Source organism: Rossellomorea aquimaris (assembly GCF_001877785.1).
Taxonomy (GTDB): Bacteria; Bacillota; Bacilli; order Bacillales; family Bacillaceae_B; genus Rossellomorea; species Rossellomorea aquimaris_A.
On the sequence record NZ_MINN01000139.1, the window covers coordinates 19,927 to 39,930 of the forward strand.

The window sequence follows — 20,004 nt, forward strand, 5'->3', positions numbered from 1 at the left end:
AGAACGATCTATTGTCTACTAATCTGCAATCAAAGCTGGGAGAAGGCCTGTCTAAATTCCAGGGCGGGATCGAACAGGGCAAGCTTAAATTACAAACTGTACAGGAAATCAACAAAGTGAAGAAGGAGATCCATGATGTTTCGGTGAAAAAATCGAAGATCCTTCTTGAAACAGGGCAAAAAGTGTACATGAAAATCAGAAACCGGGAAATACAGGATCCTGAACTGATGGAATTGACGTCGAAATTGACCGAACTGGATCAGGCTATTTTTGAAGGTAACAAAAAGATAGCAGAATTGAGCAGCCGTCCCGATCAGGAAGGTGCGATCTGTCCTTCCTGCCAAACCCCTAACGAAATGGATGCCAAGTTCTGCGGAGGCTGCGGGGCAAAAGTCGAAAAAGCTGCGGAAGCCGAATCTGACTCAGGTGAAGTTTGTGCAAGCTGCAGTGAAAGGGTTTCACCTGATGCAAACTATTGCCACTGCTGCGGAACGAAGGTTTCAAAATAGAACATGAAAGGGGGAAGATAAACAGTGTACTGTAAACAATGTGGAACAAAAAACCGGGAAGATGCACTCTATTGCGTAAGCGATGGCGAGGCATTGACCTTACATAACGAATATGTCCTGGTACAAAACGAAAATAACCGCTACTGCAGCAGCTGCAGTCATGAAAACGGGGCAGCCGCCCTTTACTGCACGGCATGCGGGCAAACGATGAGCAAAGTGAAGGAAGCTGCCGGAGGAGAACCGAAACGGACAAGTGCACAGACTCCGGCCGCAAACAGCCCGTCGGAAGGAATCCTCTCCACTTTAACCAATGTGGACACCTTGAAAAAGCTTGCCGTCTGGAACGGAATTGCGCTTGCTGCTTTATTGCTCATTTCCTTTATTATCAGCTCTGCCGTCAACGGTGTATTGCGAGATGCACTGCGCGGGGATTTCGGTGCTCTGATTGACGGCATCAAGCTTGTATCGTTCACGGATGTCTTTATGATCAGTCATATGATCGGGGTTGATTACTTTGCCAATGCGATGATGTTCGAAGGAGTCCTTTCGACGACCAGCGGATTATTCATCCTATTGGTTATCCCAGCCGTCGTCTTCATCCCGATCGGATACCTGATGAACCGGAATCAGCCTCATCAGCCGTTTATCGAAAAAATGAAATGGAATGCTTCGCTCTCTGTTCTTTACAGTGCCGTGATCGGCATTATTAGCACCTTCGCAGGTGTATCAATGGAGATGACGGATCCAACAGGGTTCTTCGACGACATGACGGTCACACTCGGGTCGGATTATCCATTCTTTGAAAGTGTATTCAACGGTTTCATCATCAGCTTTATTTTCACAAGTCTTGGAGCCGTCCTCTCTTTGAGTAAAGAAGAGCGCGTGTCCAACGGGCAATATGGATTCTCGATCTCAAAGGCCATTCTCCACTCCATGATCGGCCTTGCACTCATGATGACTGCCGGAGCCTTCATCGTTTCTTCCAATGATGAATTGACAACCGAAGAACCTGCAGCAGACATCCTGCTTGGAAGTCAAATCGGCGGGTACCTTTGGAATGCAGCTCAATTCGAAACACTGACATTGGATATGACCGCGGATGGGGATACCGTGAATGCATCCTATTCCCTTCTCGGCGGACCAAAGGCTTCCGAAGATGAAGAAGGATTCGCTGAACTATTCGAGGAAATCGGCTGGATCTGGGTCTTTGCCTTCATCCCTGCTGCACTTCATCTGTGGGCAGGCAATCAGCTGCGGAAATCCACTGAAGGGAACATCTTGCAGGAACTCGCTGCATACGCCGTTGCTTTCGGTGTGATCAATGCTGTTTTCGTATCCATCTCTAAGCTGACGATCAGCACGAATTTCGAGGGAGCCTTCGACGCTTCATTCGGATTCTCTGCAATCGGTACAGGAATCATCAGCGCCATTCTGGCATTTGGCGTTTCCTGCCTTGGTGTAATGGTGACTAACCGCCAGGAACCATCCCAAACGACACGCGCGGCTTAAATAAGGGGCTGTCTTCGTGACAGGCAGCCTCCTTTTTATAAGACCTGAACAATAGAGGAGAAATGACTGTGAAATTTTGTACTTCCTGCGGACAAAAAATGGAAAACAACAGCCCGTTCTGTAAAGCTTGCGGAGCCAAGATGGAAACAAAGAAGCCAGGCCGGACACGGACAGCATCAACGGCATCCGCCATGCCTTCCCTTGCCTCCCTTTCAAAAAGAACCAAGATCCTCATCGGCTCGGCTTTGCTGGTGCTGATACTCTGTGTATCACTGTATAAAGTCGGAGAGGCCTACACCGATAAAGCAAAACTGATGGAGAACTTCGAGGAACAGCTTGAAAAAGGGAATGCGGACGAACTACTCGCCTTATTAAGCCCGAAGGAAGATTCCGGGAAAATCACGAAGAAAAACGTGGAAGCCCTTGTTGGGTTTTTAAAAGAATATCCAGACGCTAAAGAAACCCTTGCTGCCCAATTGAAGGATAACGCAAAAGCTTATGACGCGACAGCTGTAACCGCAAGTGCGGATACCGGCGAGACACAGCAGCTCGTCACTCTTGAAAAAAGAGGGAAAAAGTTCTTGATCTACGATAACTATGAACTGGTCCTCCAGCCTTTTCCGATGACCATCTACACGAATTATGACGACTTGACGTTTTATGTCGACGGGAAAAAAATCAAACCTGCCTCAGTGGAAGGCGATATGGTAACGATCGGCTCATACGTCCCTGGTGACTACGATATTAAAGCAGTTTTGAAATCCGATTTTGTACAATTGGAGAAGAAAGCGGAGATTAACCATGTCGGTCCGACTGATACCGACCTGCTGTTTGATATTGACTATGTCAGCGTCAATACGAACGTCGCAGGCTCTTCCGTTTTCGTCAACGGCAAGGACACCGGAATGAAGGTGGACGAAGAAAAATACATTGAGATCGGACCTGTCCTCACCGACGGATCCATGACGGTGCAATTAAAGAAAGATATGCCGTTCGGCAAAATCGAATCAGAAGACGCCCCGATCGACAGCAATCAACTGACACTCGGATTGACATTAGCCCATAAAGATAAGGAAAAAGTGAAAGAAGGATTGAAACGTCATTTCCTCAACCTTTCCAAAGCCCTTGCCAATCAGGATGCAAAGTTCTTCGCAGAGGACTCCAATGATGTTTCTGAATTTGTGACCGATTCATTCGGGGAGATGACCGGAGAAGACTGGAAAACAATCGGGTATGTCTCTTCAATAGAAGTCGACACCGATGCTCTTTACCTGGAGGATATTGAAGGGAAATGGTTCGCCACCCTGCCCGTGCGCACGAAATGGATGGAGGACAGCGTCTATTCAGGCGATCCCGTATCACTTTCCGAACAAAGCTCTGAAGACAGCTATTCACTAAGTTTTCAAAACGGTAAGTGGAGCGTCGAATCATGGGGCTACATCTGGTCCTTTGATGATGAACACGCAGAGGAAATCAAGGTGGATACGAAAGCACTCAAAAAGCAGCTGGAATCCTCCCCTGCTTTCACAAGCATCAAAGCGGAACAGTCAACAGACGAGGTGGAATCCTTCGTGGAATCTTACATCTCAGCTTCCGTCGAAGCCATCAACCATCGTGACTACTCGATTGTATCAGGGGATATCGACTCATCCTCTGAATACACAACAATCGTATCGGATTATATCGACTACCTCGACAAAAAAGGAATCACCGAAGACCTCGTCAATATAGATGTAGAGAAAGTCGAACCACTGGACGACGGTTCATACCATGTCTACACATTCGAGGAATACAATATACACTATGATGACGGCACTTCTAAATACAAATCATTTGATGGGAAGTACAAAGTGACCTCCACAAGCAGCGGCTTGAAGATGTATGATCTCGTTTCTACTGAGGAAGTGGAGAGTAAGGATCTATAATATTGGGTCCAAAGAGTCCCAGAGGATAAATAGATAAAGGAAAAGCCGGCGCAGTCAATCACTGCGCCGGCTTTATTAATCTAAATTCGAAACGAAGAATTAAAATGTGCGATATCCCGCAAATCGCGGTGACCAGTACGTATTGTTCAGCTTGCTCACAACAACACCGCTGTCCGAAGCGTGGACGAATTCACCATTTCCAACGTAGATGCCCATGTGGCTGATGCCTGATTTGTACGTATTTTTAAAGAAGACCAAATCGCCGGGCTTAGGGTTGGAGACAGCCGTTGACTTGCTGTAATAGCCTTCTGTATTCGTACGGGAAATGCTTGTCCCGGCCTGGTTGAATACATAGTAGATGAACCCGCTGCAGTCGAAACCGCTCGGAGTGGTCCCGCCCCATTTGTACGGCGTTCCGATGTATTTCTTTGCAACATCCACTACATTTGACGTCTGGCTTGAGTCACCGCCATCGGAAGTGGTTCCTCCCATTGAAAGCTTCTGGCCGACATAGATCGTGTCGGATTTAAGACCGTTCCATGACTTGATCTGGGATATACTCACGTCGTATCGGGCTGCGATATGTGATAGCGTATCGCCTGATTGGACCGTGTATGTCGATCCGTTCATTGCCGGTTTCGGCTGAGTCGTTGTATCGCCTGAAGCAGAAACCTTCAGTACCTGCCCCGGATGAATGACATCACTGGATAAATTGTTCCATTCTTTCAACTCCGCAACATACACATCGAACTTCTGTCCGATCTTGGAGAGATAGTCCCCTGATTGAACCGTATACGTTTTAGCAGAAGACGAAGTTGTACCGGACACTTCCAATACCTGATTGACATAGATCATGTCGGAAGTGAGGTCATTCCAGCTTTTTAATTTTGAAACGGATGTATCATATTTATAAGCGATCCCGGACAGGGTATCACCGGATTTCACGCGATAAGATGCGGCATCAGCAGAAGTAACAGCAAGTGACGAGACTAAAGCAGCAGTTGTAACAGCAATGATCGTTTTCTTCAAAAGATATTTCTCCTTCTTCATGTAAAATTTTCATGCTTTTCCATTATGAAAGAAGGAGATTGATAGGTTAATAGTGCTTTTATCCTGTTCTGTCAAAAACATCCTTTAAAGCGCCTGATTGCAGTGTTTAGTAATTTATGGGTCTGTTTCCAATATAGTTGCATTGGCCGCCAAATTATAATGAAGCGGGTAAAATCAAAAATATAACCAGGGTTATATTTTTAGATTACGATAACTTGGCCTATTCATTATATTTAATGAAGCCGGATCAAGTTGTTTCACAGACGCTGGAATGGATGACGTTTATGTTTTTCCCATTCATTTTTGCCATGTTCGGCATTTATTTAGCTACATATGAACGAAAATTCCGGACAATTAAAATACGTGCTGTTCAAACAGGATGGAAAACAAACCTGTTATCTAAGCAGCTTTCCATGTATATTTCATCTACTCTGATTGTTTCAATCAGCTTATTGACTTCGTACATCATAGGAATGGTTTTATATCAGTTTGTGGTACAGGATATTCCTGCAAGCGAGTTTAAGCTGGAAGCAATCCCTGAGTCACATAATATTTTCCTGCAATATTTCTTGAGTCTATTTATTTGCTTCATTTTCTCTACACTCGGCTTCTACTTGGGGACAATACTAAAAGGGTACATGGCTCCGACATTAATCTTTGTGGTGTACAATTTCATCATTCCGATCCTTGGGAAATTTGACATTCGGAATATGCTTGCGTTACTCGGCCATAAGGTATTCGACTTTAAAGGCAGGGTGCAATTGTTTATCCCGACAGAAATGTCGCTTTCACTCGTGTTCATCTCTTTATTCTTATTGGTCGTTCTAAGTACAGTCATCACTTACTATGTTTCAGAGAAGCAGACAAAATACGTTATTTAGATTGATAAAGGGTGGGAAGAAATGAAGTTGATTCTGCGGATTTTGGCTGCAATCGCAATAGTGATATTCATTTTCATATTGTTTGGAGTGGTCGGCTATAACCAATTCGTATAGAAATCTGAAGACGATTCACATAAACCATATGGGAATATTCATGTAAAAAAAGAGCTTGCAGACAAGCTCTTTTTTCGTTTAAAAAGGCAATATATTATATTGACGGAGGAGTAAAACACCTGCAACAGCCAGTCCCAAAAGCGAAGCCTTATACTTCAGTGGTTGTTGTTTATTCCTGATAACAAGGTACATGACAACAGCAATAAAACCCGCCGGCACCCATAACTCAAAATCTCCTTTATCCCTGGTATAACTGGCATACACGGGGATAATCGCACAACTTACCAAAAAATACATAAATAACTTCAACGTACTTTGTCCCTCTTCCTTTCCCCACCTGAAAAGAAACGTTACGACGATAACCGTTAAGATTATTAAAATTATATTGCCATACTGAATCATCTGCTCCACCTCTCACCTCTTGTAAAATATGGAATACACTTTTATATTATCATATTTATCATTCACGTATTACTCAACTTTCTTCCTGAATACCATCCATAGAACTATTTTTTCAACTTCTGACTGAATGCCCCCCTGTGAAAACGCTAACCTTTTTCCATTGACAACTTGTATATACATGAATAGAATAAAAGTATATCTTGTATATACAACAAGCCCTTAAATGTTTTGTAAGCGATTAAATATGCTTCCGGATAAATTCTTTCCAGCGATTGATTGGAGTGGAAGACGTATACTCCTATCAGAAAAGCGGAAGGGCTTTGCTCAGAACCGCCCGCGGAAAGCGAAGTCTTCCACGGAAATCAATAGCGGCTTTATTGCCAAAACAAAGAAAGAGCAAAAAAGCCTCAAATAGCATAATTTAGGACGTTTTTCACAAACTATTTAGGGGAATTCCATTAATAGAATTGTAAGCGGGTACATGACAGCTTCCGACAATAATCGGGAGATGCCTGTCACCTGCCAAAAACCAGGGAGGGAATTTCATGAGCGTAAGCAGAGAATCCGTTCGCGAGATCATCGAAGCGATTGGCGGTAAGGACAATATCCAGACGGCCACTCACTGCGTGACGCGGCTTCGACTCGTATTGAAGGACGAAAAGAAAGTAGACAAGGAGCGTTTGGAAGAGATCGATATCGTAAAAGGATCCTTCTCCTCAAACGGACAGTTCCAGGTCGTCATCGGACAAGGCCTGGTCAATAAAGCGTATCAAATCTTAGCTGAGGAAACAGGCATCGAGCAGGCATCCAAACAGGATGTCAAAGATGCGGCGACCCAGAACCTGAACCCGCTGCAGCGTGCCATCAAGACGCTCGCCGACATCTTCATCCCGATCCTTCCGGCGATCGTAACGGCCGGTTTGCTGATGGGTCTGAACAACATCCTGACCGGACCCGGCATTTTTTATGATGGCAAGTCCGTCATTGATGTTCACCCTCAATGGGCAGATCTTGCCAGCATCATCAACTTGATTGCCAATACTGCCTTCGTGTTCTTACCGGGATTGATCGGTTGGTCGGCGGTTAAGCGTTTCGGCGGAAGTCCGCTGCTCGGTATCGTTTTAGGTCTTATCTTAGTACATCCTGATTTGATGAACGCGTGGGATTATGGTAAAGCTGATGAAATCCCGAAATGGAATCTCTTCGGTCTTGAAATCGATAAGATTGGTTACCAGGGACAGGTATTGCCGATCCTCTTTGCATCCTACCTGTTGGCTAAGATTGAAATGTTCCTGGACAAACGCGTCCATGATTCGATCAAACTGCTGGTCGTTGCACCGGTTGCATTGTTAATCACAGGTTTTGCTTCATTTATCCTAATCGGTCCTGTCACTTTCTTCATCGGTAATCTTTTGACTGACGGTGTTGTCTGGGTATTCGATTCAGTATCCTGGTTAGGCGGATTACTCTATGGCGGTCTTTACGCAGTGATGGTTATCACCGGTATGCACCACACGTTCCTTGCAGTCGACCTTCAGCTTGTCGGAAGCCAGGGCGGGACATTCTTATGGCCGATCCTTGCGCTGTCAAACATCGCACAAGGTTCAGCTGCACTCGCGATGATGTTCGTTGCGAAGAAAGAAAACGAAAAACTGCGCGGTCTCGCCGGTACTTCAGCCATTTCGGCTTATCTCGGAATCACGGAACCAGCGATGTTCGGGGTCAACCTCCGTTACCGCTATCCTTTCATCTCAGCATTGATCGGATCAGCGATCGGCGGCGTACTCCTTGCGATGACAGGAACCAAAGCATTCTCCATCGGTGTCGGCGGACTGCCTGGATTCCTATCCATCATCCCGGAATACTGGATCCCATTCTTCATCGGAATGGCCATCTGTATCGTCGTACCATTCGTACTCACAATGATCTGGTCTAAATTCAGCAAAAACAAACCGGTATAAAATAATCAGTTTTGGTGGGGTCTGACCCCCGCCGCGGTGATACGTTACCGCAGCGAGGGACGGGCCTTCATAAATATATAGATAACAGTAGACGAACTTGTATATACAAGTTAAACTAAGGGGGACGAGATCGATCAGCAGTGGTTGGTCCTCCCTCTTTTTTTATATTTATTAAAAAAGTATTTGATGTGGACGACACTTTTTTTAGTGTCTCCCTATCCATTTGTAAAATGACAGGATTACAGCTCAATCCAGCTTTTGATTGTAGTGGGAGACGAAGACTCCTGCGGGAAAAGTAGCTTATGTGAGACCCCGCAGGAACGAAGTGACGAGGAGGCTCACGGGCTACCCGCGGAAAGCGAAGTCTCCCACGGAAATCAAACGCGGTATATCAACTACTAACTAAGTAATGAAAGGTGCGGATCAAAATGAAACAACCATGGTGGAAAAACTCCGTCGTCTATCAAATCTACCCGAAAAGCTTCAACGATACCACCGGCAACGGCGTAGGCGACATCAAAGGAATCACCCAAAAACTCGACTACCTGAAAAAACTCGGCATCGACGTCGTCTGGCTCACACCCATCTACAAATCCCCCCAGCGCGACAACGGCTACGACATCAGCGACTACTTCAACATCCATGACGAATACGGCACCATGGAAGACTTCGATGAGCTGCTTGAAGAAGCACACAAACGCGGCATCAAAATCATCATGGACATCGTCATCAACCATACATCAACAGAAAACCAGTGGTTCATCGAATCGCGCAAATCGAAAGACAACGAATACCGCGACTTCTACATCTGGAAAGACGGCAAGCCTGACGGTTCCGAACCGACGAACTGGCAGTCCAAATTCGGCGGCAACGCATGGCAGTATGATGAAGAAACCGGACAGTACTATCTCCATCTCTTCGATGTCACACAGGCCGACCTGAACTGGGAAAACGATGAAGTCCGTAAAAAGCTTTATGACATGATGCACTTCTGGCTGAAAAAAGGCGTCGATGGCTTCCGCCTGGACGTAATCAACCTCATCTCCAAGGACCAGGACTTCCCGGACGATGACGGTTCCGTGGCGCCTGGCGATGGACGCAAGTTTTACACTGACGGCCCGAAAGTTCACGAGTATATGCAGGAGATGAATAAAGAAGTCTTCTCCCAATACGACATCATGACCGTCGGGGAAATGTCATCGACGACAATCGATAACTGTATCAAATACTCGAACCCTGAGAGAAACGAACTCAGCATGACGTTCAATTTCCACCACCTCAAAGTGGATTACCCGAACGGGGAGAAATGGTCGATTGCCGACTTTGATTTTCTGAAGTTGAAAGAGATCTTGTCGACATGGCAGAGCGAAATGCACAAAGGCGGCGGCTGGAACGCGCTATTCTGGTGCAACCACGATCAGCCGCGTATCGTGTCCCGATACGGCAACGACGGTGAGTATCGCAGCGAATCAGCGAAGATGCTCGCGACAACGATCCATATGATGCAGGGTACGCCTTATATCTACCAAGGAGAAGAAATCGGGATGACCAACCCGAAATTCACGAGCATCGGCGAATACCGTGATGTTGAATCGATCAATATCTTCAATATCTTAAAAGAAGAAGGAAAGTCCGAAGAGGAAATCCTGGAGATCCTCCGCCACAAATCACGCGACAACTCAAGGACACCTGTCCAGTGGAACGGAGAGGAAAACAGCGGCTTCACTTCAGGAACCCCTTGGATCCCGGTTGCGAAGAACTACAAGGAAATCAACGTGGAAAATGCCCTTGCAGATGATGACTCTGTGTTCTATCACTACCAGAAACTGAACCGTCTGCGCAAAGAATACAGCATCATCGTCGACGGCGACTACCAGCTGATCCTGGAAGACCACCCGGAAATCTTCGCCTACGTACGAAACGGTGACGGCGAGAAACTGCTCGCAGTGAACAACTTCTACGAAAAAGAAACAACCTTCACCCTCCCATCCGAGGTAAACGTCGAAGGCTGGACCAGCGAAATCCTAATCTCAAACTACAGCGACACACCAAACCGCTACAACGATATTACTCTTCGTCCATACGAATCCGTAGTATTCCGTATAACCAAATAAAATCAAGGGTACCTGCATGTGCGGGTACCTTTTTTAGTGGGAATGAGATGGTTGTTTCAATTATTTCCTTCTAGAAGTATGATTATTGATTTCGTGCACTCTCCAGCTTTTGATTGGAGTGGGAGACGCAGACTCCTGCGGGAAAAGCGGTGCTGGTGAGACCCCGCAGGCGAAGCCGAGGAGGCTCACCGCCCGCCCGCGGAAAGCGAAGTCTCCCACGGAAATCAAAAGCGGTATTAACACTAGACTATCAAAATTATCAGTACTAAAAACTGTAAAACAAATATTAGCAAATCCCGACACATTTCCCGAGAAATATGTCATAATATAGACACAACCACAAGAGGAGGGATTCCATGCAAACCATCAACCAACTGAAAAACATCATGTACGAAATGGAAAAAAAACGCTCTGAACTCCAATCCTTCGCTCTTGTCAACGGCTTCACCCATCCGACAACCATCAGGCTGAGTCAGGAACTTGATGAATTGTTCAACGTTTATACTGAGCAAAAAAACTCTATACATAAAAAATAGCCTGCGGGATCAACCGCAGGCTGTTTTATTATTCTTCTTTTTCTTTATCCTCTTCACTCGCCAGGAAGAAGATGGCTGCTACCTTCCAGCCGTCATCCTTCTTGTGAAAAACCGTAACCTGTTTACCTGAACGGGTTACTTCTTTGTCGCTGTTGGGGTCTTTGGTAGTCGCCTCTATGTTAGCATAGACGTCGGCTTTTTTCCCGGCATAATTGATGATTTTCATATCGCTTACCGAACGCTTCGAATCGACGGAATCAAAGATCTGCTTCACATAGCGCTTTTCATCTTCATACTTGAAGTTTACAGGCGTCTTCGAAATGACGCTCATATACGAATCGAAGTCCTCTTCGTTGAAAGCATCGATATATTGATTAAAGGCATCCGTGATCGCCGTTTTCTCTTCTGCAGGAATATCTTCCACTTCTTTAATGGCGCCTGCATCTTCCACGACCTGGGTCATTTGTTGAAGCGATGCCGCTTCATCCGTTGCAGGGTCTTTCTTAGGATCCTCTTTCTGTTGAACCTCTTCTGTATCCTTCTTCTCTTCTTTCGCTTCATCCTCGCCGCCGCAGGCAGCCAGCAGCAAAGTACTCATCCCGATACCAAGCATGATTTTCTTCCAATGTTGTGTCGACAATACTCTTCACCCTTTTCTAAAATTTGCGCTATCTCCATTCTATTGAAAATATTCGCAACACTCAAGTTGAATCTCATTTCCAGCCGACATTATGGTAAAATAATAGATGGTGATACTTATGACGAAAAGCAATAAATACAAACAAATATTCGAAGATCTATCGGAAAAAATACAAAACGGCACGTATAAGACGAATGCCATCCTTCCCTCAGAGAACGAATTGACTGGGATGTACTCAACTTCACGCGAGACGATAAGGAAAGCGCTTACACTCCTCGCTCAGAAAGGCATGATCCAAAAACTGCGCGGCAAGGGTTCTCTCGTGCTGGATGTATCACGCTTGAACTTCCCTGTCTCAGGACTGGTCAGCTTCAAAGAGCTCCAATCTTCAATGGGACGGGAGGATATCGAGACCACCGTTCATGAATTCGGCCTCATGAATGCTGACAGCAGCCTCTCTTCCATTTTTGAAGTGGCAGACAGCACCGAAATTTGGAATGTCGTCCGTTCCCGGCGTATTCAGGGTGAACGAATCATCCTGGACAAGTCCTATTTCCTAAAATCCCAGGTTCCCCTGCTCACAAAGGAAATCTGCGAGAATTCCATTTATGAGTATTTGGAGGACGAACTGGAGCTGCCGATCGATTTTGCCAAAAAAGAAATTGTCGTAGAAGCATGCACGGATGAGGACCGCAAATATCTCGATCTGGACGACTATGATCATGTGGTCGTCGTGAAGAATTATGTGCATTTGAAGGATGCAACGCTATTTGAGTATACTGAGTCGCGGCACAGGCTGGATAAGTTCCGGTTTGTGGATTTCGCGCGGCGGAAGAACTAAAAGATCCACTCCTGTTAATAGGGAGTGGACCTTTTAAAGAGGCATTATTCTTCTTTCTGTTCAGACACTATTTTTTCATCGGGATTATCGCTGCTCCCCTGCACGGGATTCCCGCTATCTTCCTCAATATCCTCAGAATCCGTCTCAACGGAATCTTCCACTTGCTCTGTTGGAGTCCCTTCCAGAGCGTCTGCCGGCTCACCTTCCTGTCCGGTATCACTTGAAGGCTGCTCGGCTTTTGGTACTTCCACTTCTTCTTTCTCCGGTTTTTCCATATTTGGCTGTTCGACTGGAGGTTTGTCTTCTTTCTCTGGTTTTTCTTCCTCCTGCTCCACTTCCGGCTTTTCTTGCACGGCCGGTACCATGGTTTCTTTCAATCTAGCCTTATCAACTGGAACGGAGTACATTTCATCTACATATTGGTGAAATGCCTGGATTCGATACGGGAGCGATTCTGTTTCGCAAGAATTTTCCTGAAGCTCCGGCTTCACGGTCAGGGTCTGTCCCGGTTTCAACTTTTTGCTTTGGGCAGTTTCACCGCCGCTCGAAGCAGAAAGGGTGACGGTTACAACTGTATCCATATCTGAAATGTTTTTCACCTTCAGCGTATGGCGGATGCTGCATCCTTCCCCGTACTTGATCTCCGAGGACTGAAATGCGAGCAGGTCCTTGGTGGTGGCATTGGTGATGGTTCCGACAGCACCTGTTTCCGATGTCAGCCAGGCATAGGTGCCGGGTGCCGCTGTCATGGCGAAGGAAACAAGATAGACGATGAACAGGATCAGGAAGGTGCCAAGAACAATATTGGGTTTTCGTTTTTTTACTTTCAACTCTTCTTTGTATTCAGCGTGGATCACCCTCATTTTGTTCCCCTTTCGAAAAGGCGGGCAGCCTTATGAAGGCTGCCTGGCCGGCTGTATTTATTTCTTATTTTCGAATTTGGCACCATGGTCCGTCTGCTTCGCTTCAACGTTCAAGCTTCCGTTATACACCGCACCCTGGTACTCATTCCCTGCTTTTTGATCAAGCTTCACATCGAATACAATGTCGATATATTGGTTAGATTTAAGCTTGAAGAATTTATCATTTCCGATTTTCAACGTCTTGCTTGTTCCTTCAGCTGATTTCGCCATGGCCGCCATCGCCTGCGCTTCTTCGACCGTTGCTTCACCTGTGATCATTTCTACACCTTCAGGCAGTGCTGCTGACTTTGCCATGCTCATGGAAGGATTATGATTTCCATTGAAGAAGCCTCTTTCCCAGCCCTGTCTCCAATCCTTTATGACATCACCGCTTGGTTTCTCTTTATATTTGAAAGCCATGTAGTAGATCTTATATGGATTTGCAGATGCCTTATCGACGGAGCCGGTATACGTCACCTTGAGCTGCTGATCGAGGCTTCCTGTGTTTTCAAGTGTGACGAAATTCCCCATCACCACTTGCGAAGGCGCAAATGATTCCCCGCTGAATAAAGGTGTTGAAATCGATTCCCCGTTATTGACGGACAATGTACCGTTTTCAATCGTTCCCACTGCCTGTGTACTGGATGTGAACCATGAGTATGTACCGTATCCTGCACTTACTACCAAAGCTCCCGCCAATGATGTTGCCAATAATGCTTTCTTTACATTTTTCATATTCTTTTTTTCCTCCCCAAATTGGATATATATTTTTTAAAAAGTAAATGTTAATGGACCTTTGCAGTCTTCTCTTTATCATTTAAATATTTGGATATGCGCTGATAGACTTCAATCAGGATGTAAAGCAGGAACGGCAGCAGGACAAATAATGAGAAACCAAGTTTACTGGAAATGAGTTTCGCTATGTACCCGGCATTCGGCAGGATGAAGGCGACTTTTCCTATGACATTGGCAGGCTTGGCCCTTTCTCCATCCTCAACATTATTATTGTCACCCTTCGTTATGAAACCTTGCGGGGTTGCCTCTGCGACCCGGTGGGTGACGACCCGTTTTTGAGGCGTTTGAAAGGTGAGGATATCCCCTTTCTTGATGTCTTCGGTTTTTGCTTCCTTCACCAGAATCATATCCCCTGCGCTGATTTCAGGTTTCATACTGTTTGTCAGCACCGTCATCGGTTTGTATCCGAAAAAGGACGGGACCTTCATTGGATCCTTCTTCGCTTGATACGTTGAAAATAGTAAAAATACAATACTGCATAGTACAAATACTGTCAGGAAGTACATCGCAGCTCTCGCTAGTTTCTTTCCCATCAACTCCCCCCTCTATCAATTTCTTTGCCTGTACACAAATCTACTAGAATTATATGGAAGTGTCAACGTTATTAAGAACAAAGCGTTCGCTAAAAAGCGACAAAATCCTTCTGTTTTTATCGAAGCATCCACGAGTACTTTACGGCATATGAAAGTCAATCGGGACAAGGATTGGGACGTTTTCTTCGTTCTTTAAAACGAACATCTTGGCTGCTTACCTTCTTTGTCTTATGTCGCATTTTGATGAGCAACTCTTCTACCAAATTGATTTTTAATAGAATAATATGGGAATGTAACAAACTAACATTAGGGGGTTTTTTATGAGCAAGCTATTGAAAGCGGGTCTCACATCCGTCGTCGTGGCAGGTACATTATTTGCCGGGATCCCGGTTTCGGCGGGTGTGCAGACGGTAAGCGATGTAAAAGTAAAAGAAGAGAAACATGCTTCACATTTCAAGGGTACATTGGATTTATCTCTGGTCAATGATGAGAGATTACTTGATTCATTGATCAAACGGGGGAAGATTTCTTCCAAGGCTTCCGATGCCACCAAACAAAAAGAACTCGAGAAGTATATTGAACTGAAAGGAAAGAAAGTCGAGGACACCGCCGGTAAAAAAGACCCGATAATCGGGAAAGTGAAGGCCGCAGAGTCCGAAAAGCATGAGAAGTTCAAGAAAGAAACATTAAAGGGAAGCTCAGGGAAACTGGAGGGAAGCACAGCGCATCCTAAACCGGTGAAAGAATCGCCTTCTCCCGGCGTAGCGAAAAAAGGGAAACTCCTCACTTTGATGGTGGAATACTCGGATTTCGAACACAACAATATCCAGCCTCACGAAACCGATAACTACTATCCTGATTACAACACTGAGCACTTTGAAGATATGATCTTCGGAGACAACGGCGTGAAAGGGCCGAACGGGGAAGACTTTGTTTCCCAGAAGCAGTTCTATGAAGAGCAGTCCGGCGGGACTTATACCATAGAAGGAAAGGCTTACGGCTGGCTGAAGGTACCGGGGACAGCGAAATTCTACGGTGCTGACAGATCCACTGGCGGACACGATAATGTAACACCGGGCGGATCTAAAAAATTGGTCGCCGATACTTATGCAGCTGCCCTTGCTGCAGGAATCCCGCTTGAAGATTATGATCTGGAAGATCCCCATGATCTTGATGGAGACGGAAACTTGTGGGAGCCGGATGGCTTGGTCGACCACCTGCAGATCATCCATGCCGGAATGGGGCAGGAAGCCGGCGGAGGTTCACTCTACGATGATGCCATCTGGTCACACCGTTCAGCTGCCTTCGTAGATCCCGATGGTCTCGGTAAAGGAAAGCCTGGATTCTATGATTACACGGTCATGCCGGAAGACGGTGCCACCGGTGTATTCGCGCATGAATACGGCCATGACCTCGGCTTGCCTGATGAATACGATACAATCTATTCAGGTGCCGGCGATGCGGTAGAATACTGGTCGATCATGTCAGCGGGATCCTGGGCAGGAAAGATCCCTGGCACCGAGCCGACAGGATTTTCTCCATGGGCAAAAATGTATCTGCAATCGACTCTGGGCGGGAATTGGACAACGCCTGAGGTAGTTGATTTGAAGGATTTGAATAAAAAAGGAACGGACTTTTTAATCGATCAGGCAAATTCCCCTAATGGCCAGAACCACCAGGCCCTTCAGGTCAACCTGCCTGGGAAGAAAACACCTGTAAACACCCCTGCTTCCGGCAGCTACGAATATTGGGGCGGGCAAGCGGATGAAATCGACACCAATATGGTGGTCGATCTTGATCTGACAGGTAAATCGTCCGCTGAGCTGACGTTCGATGCGTGGTATGACATCGAAGAACAGTGGGATTACGGGTTTGTACAAGTATCGACTGACGGCGGGACACATTGGACTTCTTTAGGCAATGAAAACACGAGAAGTGATGCGGTGCCTGAAGCATATCCAACCATTCTGAATTCGATGCCTGGTTTCACAGGTAAATCTGATGGGTGGGAATCTCAATCATTCGACCTGAGTGAGTATGCAGGTCAAAACATTAAGCTGAGACTCCGTTACGCTACCGACTGGGGTACATCCCATATCGGATTCTTCGCCGATAATATCAAGGTGGTTGCAGACGGAGCCACTATTGTCGAGGATGGAGCTGAATCAGACAGTTCTTCATTCGGGTTAAATGGATTTGAACGTTTCGACGGATCTAAATATACAGATCACTATTATTTACTGGAATGGCGCAACCATAAGGGTGTGGATGAAGGGCTTGCCCATATCGCACGCGGCAGTTCGCTGATGAAGTATGATGGCGGTCTCGTCGTTTGGTATGTGGATGATTCCTTCACAGAGAACTGGACCGGACTCCATCCAGGGGACGGCTTCCTCGGTGTGGTGGATGCTCATGATGATACCAAGATGGTCTGGAGCGACGGTGCTCCGGCATCCAGCCGCTACCATGTAGCCGATGCTGCCTTTAACTTCTTCCCTACGTCTGGCATGAACCTGGTCTATCCGGATATGACATTGACTCTGGCAAGCCAGCGCGGGGTTCCGCTATTCAATGACAGTAAAGATTATAATAACAAATTCCTTCCTGATGCGGGCCGCAATATCACGGAATATGGATTGAAAGTGCTCGTTACCGACCAGGCCAAGGATAAATCGGTCGGTAAGGTGAGGCTGTCAAGATAGAATAGATGTTACTACACTTTATTACCCTGTACACAAGAGGACACTTCCCTTCGTGTGCAGGGTATTTTTATTTTTTACGGTGTTGGGAGGTGAATAATGATAGTTATTCACCTGGTGAATCATCCTTATTATTCACCTGCTGATGTATGGCCGTTATTCACGTGCTGAAATATAGACTGTGATTCACCAACTGATATATAGACTGTGATTCACCTGCTGAATTTTCAACATTATTCAGCAGGTGAAATCCCCCGTATATTCACCAACTGACAAACCTGAAAATTTCACCAGCTGAACTCCAAGTACCAGCACAACAACAAGCAGCAGAACACAATCACTCCTCCTCCAAATCCACACCCAAAAAAACAGTCCCTCCAAATGGAAGGACTGTTTTTCTAACGACATATTACAAACCTGCCTTAAACTTATCGAACCTCAACCCAGCCGTTCTTGATTGCTGTCACGACAGCCTGGGTACGGTCGTTTACGTTCATCTTCTGAAGAATGTTACTTACATGGTTTTTAACCGTTTTCTCACTGATATAGAGTGCTTCACCGATCCCGCGGTTGCTCTTGCCGTCAGCAAGCATCTGCAGTACTTCGCATTCGCGGCGCGTCAGTAAATGCAATGGGCGGCGAACTTCGGATTGCTGGAATCCTCCGGCGCTTTGGGCGTTAGCCAGGCGTCTGTATTCTGCCACAAGATTGTGGGTCACTTTTGGATGGACGTATGATCCGCCTTCTGCCACTACCTTGACCGCCTGGATCAGCGCTTCTGAGTCCATTTCTTTCAGAAGATAGCCAAGGGCACCCGTTTTAAGTGCGTGGTTGACATAGTTTTCATCATCGTGGATCGATAAGATGATGACTTTTGTTTCCGGGTACTTGTCCATCAATTCACGGGTCGCTTCCACGCCGTTTGTTTCCGGCATATTGATGTCCATCAAAACGACATCCGGTTCATGGGTTTCCACCAGGTTCATGGCTTCCGATCCGTCATCGCCTTCAGCTACTACATTGAAGGAAGCTTCAAATTCCAGGATCCTCTTTACTCCTTCTCTGAATAACTGGTGATCATCAATGATAACAATATTTGTTGACATGTCATTCGCCTCCCTAATCCTTCGAAAAAATTATTTATTGAGCGGAACTTGAATCAGTACTAGCGTTCCTGCCCCTATTTTAGAGTCAATCGTGATGTCTCCTTCGAGAAGGTCGACACGTTCTTTCATCCCCATAATGCCAAAGGATCCTGTTTGTGTTTCTTTTGTATCGAATCCTTTGCCGTTGTCTTTGACGACGACGGTTATCTTGTCTTTCTTTACTTCCACTTTCACCTGGATATGCGTCGATTCAGCGTGCTTCAGTGCATTCTGCACACATTCCTGGACCAATCGGAACAAAGCGACTTCGTATTTAGAAGGCAGCCTGACATCCAGGCCGATGTTCACGAATTGGATGCTTGTTTTATGGTTATATTCTTCGATTGTGCTTAAGTACTTTCTGAGGGTCGGGATCAACCCGAGGTCGTCGAGCGCCATCGGCCTGAGATCGTAGATGATGCGGCGCACCTCATAGAGGGCGGACCGGACCATCTTCTTCAAGTCGCGGATTTCCTTGATCGCTTCTTCCGAGCCTTTTTCCCTGTAAACCCTGTCGATCAGGTCGGAGCGCATCAGGACGTTGGCCATCATCTGCGCGGGGCCGTCATGGATTTCACGGGACAGGCGCTTCCGCTCTTCCTCCTGCGCTTCGATGATCTGCAGCCCGAAATCCTGGCGCTGCTTTGCATCTTCGAGTGCCTCATTCACTTGCCTGAGATCACTATTGAGATAATTAAGGACGACCGATATCTGCGTACATAAATGCTCGGCACGGTCAATTGTATCGCCCAAAGACTGCAGGCGTCTCTGCAGCTCGTCCCGGCGGTCCCGCAGCTGCTTTTCGAGCTGGCGGTTCATCGACAGCTTCATTTGAAGGTCGTGGGCTGCTTCATATGCTTCCCTGACCTGATCTTCCGAGTAGGTCTGGAAATGCTTGCTCACTTCAGAAAGCCTGAGTCTGGCCAGTCGTGATTTACGCGTCAGTTCATCGCCTTCATCAATGACCTTGACCACCATTTCCTTTACTTCTGATAATTCATTGTTTAAGTCTTCAAAGTCGTTTCTGCATTGTTCACCGATCTGAAAAATTTCATCCTTGCTGTGATCGACCGTCTCCACCATTTTCTCAAGGATGAGATCCAGCATCTTGGTGTTTATTTTTTTTAGTGACACGGTACACCCCTCTTTTGGTTCCACGTTTCATTTATACCCAGAAAGATCGCTGCTGATATTCATAAGGTAGTATTCTTATATAATAACTAATGGGATTGTTTATCGCAGTTCAAACACCTTGCATGTCCAACTACCTATAATCTCATTTATAAAATATACCTATAAGAAATTCAATGCAAAATCGATAATCTCCTTTATTCATCTAGGCATATTTCTCCGCAATACCTATATATCAGGGTTTTTACGGTCTTTTCCCGTAAAAGCCGCAGGCTGATCCTTAAAGAGACCATTCACCTACGAACATCCGTCAGGAA

17 protein-coding genes are annotated in these 20,004 nt (G+C 46.0%); 9 read left to right on the top strand and 8 right to left on the bottom strand.

The genetic code is table 11. The features are described 5' to 3' along the window. Positions 1–11 precede the first annotated feature (11 nt). The 3 genes from BHE18_RS20235 (at position 12) to BHE18_RS20245 (ending at position 3,943) form a co-directional block, all read left to right on the top strand. Positions 12–509, top strand: coding sequence for a zinc ribbon domain-containing protein (locus BHE18_RS20235; protein WP_071620307.1), 498 nt, complete (start codon positions 12–14; stop codon positions 507–509). 24 nt (positions 510–533) lie between these two features. Then, a complete protein-coding gene (locus BHE18_RS20240; RefSeq protein WP_071620308.1) occupies positions 534–2,018 on the top strand; it encodes a zinc ribbon domain-containing protein in 1,485 nt (494 codons plus the stop codon). A 68-nt stretch (positions 2,019–2,086) separates the two neighbouring features. After that, on the top strand, positions 2,087–3,943 hold the full coding sequence (locus tag BHE18_RS20245) for a zinc ribbon domain-containing protein (protein ID WP_071620309.1): 1,857 nt from the start codon (positions 2,087–2,089) through the stop codon (positions 3,941–3,943). A gap of 99 nt (positions 3,944–4,042) precedes the next feature. On the opposite strand, the gene BHE18_RS20250 is transcribed toward BHE18_RS20245, so the two are convergent. Then, positions 4,043–4,972: a C40 family peptidase gene (locus tag BHE18_RS20250; RefSeq protein ID WP_071620310.1), complete on the bottom strand. Its 930-nt coding sequence runs from the start codon at positions 4,970–4,972 to the stop codon at positions 4,043–4,045. A gap of 236 nt (positions 4,973–5,208) precedes the next feature. Between BHE18_RS20250 and BHE18_RS20255 the strand changes: the two genes are divergently transcribed. Continuing rightward, complete coding sequence (locus BHE18_RS20255; protein WP_141771948.1) at positions 5,209–5,874, top strand: hypothetical protein; 666 nt, start codon at positions 5,209–5,211, stop codon at positions 5,872–5,874. A gap of 192 nt (positions 5,875–6,066) precedes the next feature. Here the strand turns inward: BHE18_RS20255 and BHE18_RS20260 are convergent, their stop codons facing one another. Further along, complete coding sequence (locus BHE18_RS20260) at positions 6,067–6,399, bottom strand: hypothetical protein (protein WP_141771949.1); 333 nt, start codon at positions 6,397–6,399, stop codon at positions 6,067–6,069. 536 nt (positions 6,400–6,935) lie between these two features. Here BHE18_RS20260 and treP point away from each other — a divergent pair. The 3 genes from treP to BHE18_RS20280 all read left to right on the top strand — a co-directional run bounded on the left by treP (position 6,936) and on the right by BHE18_RS20280 (position 11,001). Further along, positions 6,936–8,351, top strand: a complete 1,416-nt coding sequence (gene treP / locus BHE18_RS20265) for a PTS system trehalose-specific EIIBC component (RefSeq protein ID WP_071620313.1) — start codon at positions 6,936–6,938, stop codon at positions 8,349–8,351. A 428-nt stretch (positions 8,352–8,779) separates the two neighbouring features. Then, positions 8,780–10,465 carry an alpha,alpha-phosphotrehalase gene (gene treC / locus BHE18_RS20270; protein ID WP_071620314.1) on the top strand — a complete coding sequence of 562 codons (1,686 nt, stop codon included), beginning with the start codon at positions 8,780–8,782 and terminating at the stop codon, positions 10,463–10,465. A gap of 356 nt (positions 10,466–10,821) precedes the next feature. Then, on the top strand, positions 10,822–11,001 hold the full coding sequence (locus tag BHE18_RS20280) for an aspartyl-phosphate phosphatase Spo0E family protein (RefSeq protein WP_071620316.1): 180 nt from the start codon (positions 10,822–10,824) through the stop codon (positions 10,999–11,001). 28 nt (positions 11,002–11,029) lie between these two features. Here the strand turns inward: BHE18_RS20280 and BHE18_RS20285 are convergent, their stop codons facing one another. Beyond that, positions 11,030–11,641, bottom strand: a complete 612-nt coding sequence (locus BHE18_RS20285; RefSeq protein ID WP_071620317.1) for a hypothetical protein — start codon at positions 11,639–11,641, stop codon at positions 11,030–11,032. 118 nt (positions 11,642–11,759) lie between these two features. Here BHE18_RS20285 and treR point away from each other — a divergent pair, with 118 nt between their 5' ends. After that, positions 11,760–12,482: a trehalose operon repressor gene (gene treR / locus BHE18_RS20290; protein WP_141771950.1), complete on the top strand. Its 723-nt coding sequence runs from the start codon at positions 11,760–11,762 to the stop codon at positions 12,480–12,482. Positions 12,483–12,526: 44 nt separating this feature from the next. Here the strand turns inward: treR and BHE18_RS20295 are convergent, their stop codons facing one another. The 3 genes from BHE18_RS20295 to BHE18_RS20305 are packed head-to-tail and all read right to left on the bottom strand — an operon-like array spanning position 12,527 to position 14,712. Continuing rightward, positions 12,527–13,345 carry a hypothetical protein gene (locus BHE18_RS20295; RefSeq protein WP_071620319.1) on the bottom strand — a complete coding sequence of 273 codons (819 nt, stop codon included), beginning with the start codon at positions 13,343–13,345 and terminating at the stop codon, positions 12,527–12,529. Positions 13,346–13,402: 57 nt separating this feature from the next. Next, positions 13,403–14,119 carry a hypothetical protein gene (locus BHE18_RS20300; RefSeq protein WP_071620320.1) on the bottom strand — a complete coding sequence of 239 codons (717 nt, stop codon included), beginning with the start codon at positions 14,117–14,119 and terminating at the stop codon, positions 13,403–13,405. A 50-nt stretch (positions 14,120–14,169) separates the two neighbouring features. Further along, complete coding sequence (locus BHE18_RS20305) at positions 14,170–14,712, bottom strand: signal peptidase I (protein ID WP_071620321.1); 543 nt, start codon at positions 14,710–14,712, stop codon at positions 14,170–14,172. A gap of 320 nt (positions 14,713–15,032) precedes the next feature. Between BHE18_RS20305 and BHE18_RS20310 the strand changes: the two genes are divergently transcribed. Then, the gene (locus BHE18_RS20310) at positions 15,033–17,414 is read left to right on the top strand and encodes an immune inhibitor A domain-containing protein (RefSeq protein WP_083573910.1); all 2,382 of its coding nucleotides are present in this window, start codon (positions 15,033–15,035) and stop codon (positions 17,412–17,414) included. Between the two features lie 425 nt (positions 17,415–17,839). Here BHE18_RS20310 and BHE18_RS20315 read toward each other — a convergent pair whose 3' ends face one another. Then, positions 17,840–18,517: a response regulator gene (locus BHE18_RS20315; protein ID WP_071620322.1), complete on the bottom strand. Its 678-nt coding sequence runs from the start codon at positions 18,515–18,517 to the stop codon at positions 17,840–17,842. Positions 18,518–18,547: 30 nt separating this feature from the next. Beyond that, complete coding sequence (locus BHE18_RS20320) at positions 18,548–19,690, bottom strand: sensor histidine kinase (RefSeq protein ID WP_071620323.1); 1,143 nt, start codon at positions 19,688–19,690, stop codon at positions 18,548–18,550. Positions 19,691–20,004: the final 314 nt, after the last annotated feature.

Coding starts and splice junctions, on each gene's coding strand:
- BHE18_RS20305 (WP_071620321.1), bottom strand. CDS start 14,712: ATGGGAAAGAAACTAGCGAGAGCTGCGATGTACTTCCTGACAGTATTT.
- BHE18_RS20295 (WP_071620319.1), bottom strand. CDS start 13,345: ATGAGGGTGATCCACGCTGAATACAAAGAAGAGTTGAAAGTAAAAAAA.
- treP (WP_071620313.1), top strand. CDS start 6,936: ATGAGCGTAAGCAGAGAATCCGTTCGCGAGATCATCGAAGCGATTGGC.
- treR (WP_141771950.1), top strand. CDS start 11,760: ATGACGAAAAGCAATAAATACAAACAAATATTCGAAGATCTATCGGAA.
- treC (WP_071620314.1), top strand. CDS start 8,780: ATGAAACAACCATGGTGGAAAAACTCCGTCGTCTATCAAATCTACCCG.
- BHE18_RS20310 (WP_083573910.1), top strand. CDS start 15,033: ATGAGCAAGCTATTGAAAGCGGGTCTCACATCCGTCGTCGTGGCAGGT.
- BHE18_RS20300 (WP_071620320.1), bottom strand. CDS start 14,119: ATGAAAAATGTAAAGAAAGCATTATTGGCAACATCATTGGCGGGAGCT.
- BHE18_RS20315 (WP_071620322.1), bottom strand. CDS start 18,517: ATGTCAACAAATATTGTTATCATTGATGATCACCAGTTATTCAGAGAA.
- BHE18_RS20280 (WP_071620316.1), top strand. CDS start 10,822: ATGCAAACCATCAACCAACTGAAAAACATCATGTACGAAATGGAAAAA.